This is a genomic window from Staphylococcus agnetis, from assembly GCF_002901865.1.
Classification (GTDB): domain Bacteria; phylum Bacillota; class Bacilli; order Staphylococcales; family Staphylococcaceae; genus Staphylococcus; species Staphylococcus agnetis.
Genome location: NZ_PPQF01000043.1, coordinates 1 through 7,347, shown reverse-complemented (window position 1 = coordinate 7,347; position 7,347 = coordinate 1). Strand labels below are relative to the sequence as shown.

The following is a 7,347-nucleotide window of genomic DNA, read 5'->3' as shown; positions in this document are numbered from 1 at the left end:
TTTATTTTTTTAAAATAATATATAAAAAGAATCGATTGAGTAAAAATGATTTTACCTAATCGATTCTTTTTTTTGGCTGAGAATTATGTCCCAGCCCCAGTTTATTTTTCCTACATTGTGTTGAGCACGTTATAGTGCCTTAAGTAAGTTTGCCATTTCAATAGCTCCTACAGCTACTTCTGCGCCTTTATTCCCTGCTTTTGTACCAGCGCGTTCAATCGCTTGTTCAATATTTTCAGTCGTTACAACTCCAAATATCACAGGAATACCCGAATCATCACTTGCTTTAGCAATTCCTTTTGCCGCTTCGTTACAAACATAATCGTAATGTGTTGTTGCACCTCTAATCACACAACCTAAAGTAATAATCGCATCATATTTACCTGACTGAGCCATTTTTTTAGCTACTATAGGGAGTTCAAAAGCGCCAGGTACATAAGCAATATCAATATCCGCTTCATTGACTTGATGTCGTATTAGTGCATCATTTGCCCCTTCAACCAGACGACTCGTAATAAAATCATTGAAACGACTCACTACAATTCCAATTTTTAAACCTTCTCCAATTAACTGACCTTCAAATTTCATTTCGATTCCTCCTATATTAAATGTCCCATTTGTGTTTTTTTAACTTCTAAATAATCATGGTTATTCTCATTTTCACATGTGATTAAAGGTACACGCCCAGTTATATCAATGTGATATTTTTTTAATCCCTCAAATTTTTCTGGATTGTTACTTAATAAGTTGACTGAGGACACTCCTAAATGTTTCAACATTTGCGCAGCAATATCATAATCTCTTAAATCCGGTTCAAAACCGAGCGCTTCATTTGCTGTGACTGTGTTGTATCCTTGTTCAATTAATTCGTATGCTTTTAATTTATTCATTAATCCAATGCCTCGACCTTCTTGAGGCAAATATAAAATAATCCCACCATGTTCATGAATATACTGCATGGCTTTTTCAAGTTGTTCACCACAATCACATCGTTCACTATGAAAGATATCACCTGTTGCACATGCTGAATGAATTCGCACGTTCATCTCAGGTTGGATTTCCCCTTTGATAATTGCTAAATGTTCTTGACCATCAAATTCTGATGTGAAGCCAATCATGTCAAACGTGCCATATCGTGTCGGTAACTTCACTTTTGCTTCTTGTTTAATTAATTTACGATTAACTTTGATATAAGACACTAACGCCTCAATCGTAATCATCTTTAATTGGTGTTTTTCTTTAAAATCTTGTAATTGCTCTCCTCGAGCCATTGTGCCGTCTTCATTCATAATTTCACATATGACGCCTGCTGGTTTGGCATTAGTTAATAACGCTAAATCGACAGCCGCTTCTGTATGTCCTCGCCGTGCAAGTACACCGTTGTCTTTAGCAATTAATGGAAAAATGTGACCTGGTTGGTTAAACGTACGTTCATTCATCCCAGCTTGAATGAGTGCACGTGCCGTTTGAGTACGCTCGAAAGCGCTGATTCCCGTTGTTGATGACACATGGTCGATACTTTGCGTAAATGCTGTTTTGTGAGGATCATTATTTTCATAGACCATAGGGTTTAAACCTGCTTGAGTTGCAATCTCTTTCGAAATAGGCGCACAGATCAATCCACGGCCATTTTTGGCCATAAAGTTGATGGTATCGTCTTGCATCCATTCTGTTACTGCAACTAAGTCACCTTCATTTTCACGATTTTCATCATCTAAAACGATAATAGGCTTACCCTTTTTTAATTCTTCTAATGCTAGCGCAATTGAATCAAATTTCATCCTTACCCCTCCATTAAAATCCCGCTTTTAACAAATCATCGATAGCAAGCGTTTTTTTGTTAGTGTTGAGTGCCTGAACATACTTAAACAACATATCCGTTTCTAAATGCACTTCATCACCTTGTTTTTTTTGAGATAACGTTGTTGCTTGACGTGTTTCAGGAATGAGATGAATGTTAAAACTGGATTGATGTTTTTCAAATACAGTTAAACTAATACCATCAACCGCAATTGAACCTTGTTGGATCATTTGAGCCATAATGACTTGAGGCGCCTCGATGGTATAAATCCATTCATTGGCAGACTTTTGTATGTGTAAAATTTTGCCTTTACCATCTACATGACCTTGAACAAAATGTCCTCCAAGTCGTCCTGTAGCAAGTAACGCACGTTCAAGATTCACACGGTCACCAACTTTAAGTTGACCTAAATAGGTTTTATTTTCCGTTCCAAGAATAACGTCCACACTAAAGCTGTGGTCATTATAAGTGGTTACAGTTAAACATGTACCATTCACACTGATCGAGTCACCAATTGACATATCATTTAGAATTTTAGAACATGATATGGTCAGTTGTGTTGTGGGATTTTGTTTGCGGATAGAAAGAATTGTTCCGACCTCTTCAATGATACCTGTGAACATGTTGTCACTTCCTTTTCATGAGTATTTTCACATTAGTATCTATTAATGATGTCTCAACAATTTCAAATTGGTGGGTATCACTAAGCTTAAACACCGATTCGGTTTGATAAAACTGATTTAAGCCTTGTCCACCTATTAATTTCGGGGCTAAATATAAAATAAAATGCGTTATCAATTTAGATGATAAAAATTGAGAGGTAACCTTTGGACCTGCTTCGACAAGAACACGTCCAAATCCTTTTAAATATAAATCTTTTAAAACACTGTCTACATTACAGTTGTCTAAGCATACAACTTCTACATTTGAGCAAGTAGATTGTAATGAATGATTTTCAGTATAAATGATGATAGGTCCATATCCATCATGAAACATGTTGGACTTCCAATCAATTTGACCTGAGCGCGTTAGAATCACTCTAACCGGATGTCGCCCTTCTTCAAGTCGCACTGTTAAGCTTGGATTATCATATTTTAGCGTACCTGAACCTGTAATAATCGCATCATGTTCATGACGCAATTTAAAGACATCTTCCTTTACAGATGGGTTTGTTATCCACTGACTTTCAAAATGATCTGTTGCTTGTTTGCCATCCAAACTCGCGCTTACTTTTACAGTTACGATGGGTCGTTCCAATTGTTTACTTTTGAAAAAAGATGCATATAATTGTTCTGCAACTGGATGCGGACGATAGGTTACTTTAACACCAGCACGTTCCATCATCTGATGACCCGTTGCAGGCAAAGTAATATCACGTGCTGCATAAACGACATGAGAAATCCCTGTATCAATGATACGTTTTGCACATGGAGGCGTTTTTCCAAAATGAGAGCACGGTTCTAAGGAAACATATATTGTTGCCCCTACCACTTGCTCTGGTCCAGCCATGTCTATCGCTTGAATTTCTGCATGACGTTCACCTTGCTTCAAGTGGGCACCTATACCTATAATACGACCATTTTTAACAATGACAGCACCCACTGGTGGATTTAAACCAGTTTGACCCTCCACCATCTGTGCTAATGAAATTGCTTTATCTAAATAATTATTCAATCTTTCACCTCAATAAAAAAACCACTCGATTGTCGATTCGAGTGGAAGGTAATATGAAAAATAGACATCACAAAATAAACCGATGTTCTATAAATTTTTCATCAGCAAATAAACATAAACATGTTATGTTTGTTAGCGTTATTCTTCCTCCCATCCAGACTTTCACTGTCGGCTCTAGATTTGCACTAGATCAGCCATAGTTAAATAACTATGGGTCGCAGGCTTAATTTTACTGCCGGTTGGGAATTTCACCCAGCCCCGAAAGAATAAAATATGAAATTGTAATGAGATAAAAAGATACTCAAGTACTTATAAAAGCACTTGAGTCTATATTAGCTTAACATATTTTATTTTACAATCATTTGATTCATAAAGTGGCGTGTTTTTACTCTTTCTTTTTCTTATGTTTCTTTTTCTTCTTATGTTTTTTCTTATGTTTTTTCTTATGTTTCTTTTTCTTATCTTCTTTTTCTTTTTTTATTTTTTTATTTTTCTTATCGTCTTTATGTTTTGGCTTTTGTGATACATCGACTTTTTCTTGAAGTTCTTTAAAAGCGGTATCTGAATTTTCCGTTGCGTTGACATTTTGTTTGGAGTGCGGTGAATGGTTTACATAATCATCTTGATTCGTCATAGCACGTTTTTCTAAAGTATCGTACAAATTTTGAACCGACCGCACTGCTTGTTGAACGATTGAAGGAATACCATTACGATAATAGTTTACGCCATTTGTTATTTGTCCAATTGCTCTTAAGTTATTTAAAGTACCATATAACGGACTAATCACTTCATTTGTTGCAGGAACGATTTGTATACCTCCCATTGGATGCGATTGAATGATTTGTCGATTAGCGATATCTAATAATAATGCGTCATCATCATCTAATTGAGATAAATGTTTTTTTGCACCAGTTGCATTAATGACAACCTCTGCTTTTAGCACTTCATCTTGATTTTTAAACTTTAGTCTAAATTTACCGTAATAATGACGTAAATCTACTAAACCTGAATAGATTTGAATTTGGCCGGATTTAATGTTTTCTAACACTAACTGCGCAGTTTCTCGAGGCATCGGGTTTGAGTTTTCAACGATATAACGTTGATATTTACGAATAAATTGTTCTTGATCATCACGACTAAAACTATTCCAAATCCAATCCATATTTTCTTTGATGACTTCAAGTAAACTTTGAAATTTACCAAGTTCTTGAGGGTGATTCAAATCATAAGTTAAATCACGAATCGCATCGTATTTACGTCGCTTAAGCAGCCTTTGTAAAGGGATATTTAACGCTTCACATTCTTTTTTAAATAAAGCAATCGCTTCATCTAATGGAACACAGCCCATATGTTTTTGTTTTAACGTATCAAATTGTGCATGCGTCAAATACTTTAATGTGATATCAATCATTTCGCCACGAACGCTAGGCATTTTACCACTTCGACTGGCTACAATGATCGGTTTATTTTGGTGATGTTTAACAGTATGGCGTATGACATCTAAACTTGCTAAACCGCTACCTATAATCACAATTCGATCTGTATCTTTGACATTATCCAATGTACGATTTGCGGGATAAGGTGAATGAATATAATTTTTAGTGCCTTTGAGATGATATGGATCGTTATAACTTAAAGTACCAATCGTTAAAAAGACATAATCATATTTTTTACATGTTGTTTCATCATTTTTAGTACAAATATGAATGGTTCTTGGTATGATGGCATCATTTGCTTCCTCAATATACATTTGAGTTACTTCATTCGTGATGATATTAATATTTTGAAAAGAGGAATGAAAGGTCTCAAGTTGGTCTTTCATATAATGACCAAATACAAACCTTGGTAAATAATCAGCATTTCCATACTGATATTCATCATGTGCTTCATACCACTCTTTAAATTCATGAATGTTATCTTGATTTAAAGAAATCATAGAGGTAGGTACATTAGTAAGTAAATCTTCACTATCGTCTTGAAACGGTTTTCCTTGTCCCATATTTTTATCATTATCATAAACGTCAACTTCCAACTGATTAAACTTTTCAAACTTCACTAAATGCCGTAATACACTCACGCCAGCTGTACCCATACCAATAATAGCGACTCTCATTTTAATCACCCTTTCTCCAAGTTTTCTTTTAATTCTACCCTAATCTTCCTCAGATTAATAATAATCAAATGAATTTTTACTATTGAAATTCTATGTTAAAATAAATGAACTTATACCACATTATCTTAGAGGTGATTCACTTGCTAAAAAAGTGTTTTAAATTATTAATTCTCGTAGTAGTGTTTTTCTTTTATTTTGGAAAGAACAATAAAGCCGAATAATATGTCACGTATAACAACATGTGTAAAATTTATGTGCTGTTTTAACTTTAATCCATATAAAAAACCGACCTTCAAATGTTGAAAGTCGGTTTGTTATTATTCGTGATTTTTACCATCTTGGTGTTTCTTATCGTCTTTGTAGACATACCAATTAAAGTATTTCCCCTCAGTCTTCATATCTTTATAGAAATCAGCCATAATTGTTGCGTTACTCTTCGCCCAATTGATATCTGTAGCATATTGATGCTCACCTGGGTTTTTAGGATTCCAACGCATACTGTATAGTGTGTTTTGTTCAGGGTTTTTTAGATAATGATCATGAATGAATTCTGCCCCACCATAAATGGCTTTTTCAGGTGTGTCCCATCCTTTTTTCTTAGCATATTCTGCACCTGTTTTTATTGGATCTTCATCAAGCGCACCTACACCATAGAAGTTATAATATTTTTTACCATCTATCTCTACACCATTCGAAAGTTCTGATGCAACAGAACCCGTTTCAAGTAAGGCATGAGATATTAAGTATACTTCATTCACTTGTTTCGCTTTTGCGGCATTTAGAAAATCTTCTGTATGATTGAGCAATGTAGGATGATTAATTAACATTCTTTTAATACGATTATCATCAATACCTTGATACTTAGACAAATCTAAAAACTGATACTTTTGTTTTTTATCATCCATAAACCTTGAACTATCCATTGCTTCTCGAATTTCAGTTGGAGAAGCATCACGCCAATTCGTGTGTTCTTTATTAGAAACTTGTTGACTTGTATAATTATCAATTTGTTTTTTTGCAGCCTGATCAAGTGTCACATTTAATTTTTCGACACGTTCTACTTGCTTCACTGATTTAAAGAAAATTTGGTCTTTGATCATTGAAAAAAATAAAAACCCTGCAATTGCCGCTACAATGAGTAACACGATTACAGAAATCAATGAACCTTGTTTGTGCTTTCTCATAAACACACCTCTTCATTATGTTGTTTCAATGGAATAAATCATTCATCTTTTAAACGTTCACGCTTGAATACAAATTTTACCACCAATAGCGAACGAACACAATTGAAGTTACATCTTGTCATGAATTCATAAAAGAAAAGTAATGAATATGTAAAGAAATTCATTACTTTTCGTGTGGGTTATAATCCATCATAATAAAACTTGCTGCTTGAGAGCGATTTTTATAATAGTACTTCGTCAAATCAATCGCACCTTCTATATCACCATCACGATACATCATTTCTTTCGTCATATTATTAATCATAACGAAATTAGCGCGATCACGAATGACATCTAAATCATCATTGCGTGCAAAGAAATGTTCTAAGTTTAAATGTTCGTAGTCCATAGATTCCTCCACTTTGTCTTTTTTAATAAAATGACGTCGTAAAACGGACAAACATAACGCTTTATATCAAAAATTTAACATAACCATTGTTTTAGTGTTGAATTTAATCTAAAAATATCATAAAAATGCACGTGCCTCAATCATTTTAAACCGATATGACTATATATGACCGGTCAATATATATTTT

At 34.4% G+C, this 7,347-nt stretch carries 7 protein-coding genes and 1 riboswitch; all 7 genes read right to left on the bottom strand.

From position 1 onward, the window contains the following. Positions 1-129 precede the first annotated feature (129 nt). Complete coding sequence (gene ribH, locus CD172_RS07255) at positions 130-588, bottom strand: 6,7-dimethyl-8-ribityllumazine synthase (protein WP_037565594.1); 459 nt, start codon at positions 586-588, stop codon at positions 130-132. A gap of 11 nt (positions 589-599) precedes the next feature. Beyond that, positions 600-1,781 carry a GTP cyclohydrolase II gene (gene ribA, locus CD172_RS07250; RefSeq protein WP_103345933.1) on the bottom strand — a complete coding sequence of 394 codons (1,182 nt, stop codon included), beginning with the start codon at positions 1,779-1,781 and terminating at the stop codon, positions 600-602. 13 nt (positions 1,782-1,794) lie between these two features. After that, positions 1,795-2,424 (bottom strand): riboflavin synthase, encoded by a 630-nt coding sequence (locus tag CD172_RS07245; protein WP_103345932.1) that lies wholly within the window; start codon positions 2,422-2,424, stop codon positions 1,795-1,797. A gap of 4 nt (positions 2,425-2,428) precedes the next feature. Beyond that, positions 2,429-3,475, bottom strand: a complete 1,047-nt coding sequence (gene ribD / locus CD172_RS07240; protein WP_103345931.1) for a bifunctional diaminohydroxyphosphoribosylaminopyrimidine deaminase/5-amino-6-(5-phosphoribosylamino)uracil reductase RibD — start codon at positions 3,473-3,475, stop codon at positions 2,429-2,431. Positions 3,476-3,613: 138 nt separating this feature from the next. After that, positions 3,614-3,745: riboswitch (FMN riboswitch) on the bottom strand. 115 nt (positions 3,746-3,860) lie between these two features. Continuing rightward, positions 3,861-5,588, bottom strand: coding sequence for an FAD/NAD(P)-binding protein (locus CD172_RS07235; RefSeq protein ID WP_103345930.1), 1,728 nt, complete (start codon positions 5,586-5,588; stop codon positions 3,861-3,863). A gap of 317 nt (positions 5,589-5,905) precedes the next feature. Beyond that, positions 5,906-6,772, bottom strand: a complete 867-nt coding sequence (sagB, locus tag CD172_RS07230; protein WP_060551292.1) for a peptidoglycan release complex glucosaminidase SagB — start codon at positions 6,770-6,772, stop codon at positions 5,906-5,908. Positions 6,773-6,935: 163 nt separating this feature from the next. Further along, positions 6,936-7,160 (bottom strand): hypothetical protein, encoded by a 225-nt coding sequence (locus tag CD172_RS07225; RefSeq protein ID WP_037565599.1) that lies wholly within the window; start codon positions 7,158-7,160, stop codon positions 6,936-6,938. Between the last annotated feature and the right edge of the window lie 187 nt (positions 7,161-7,347).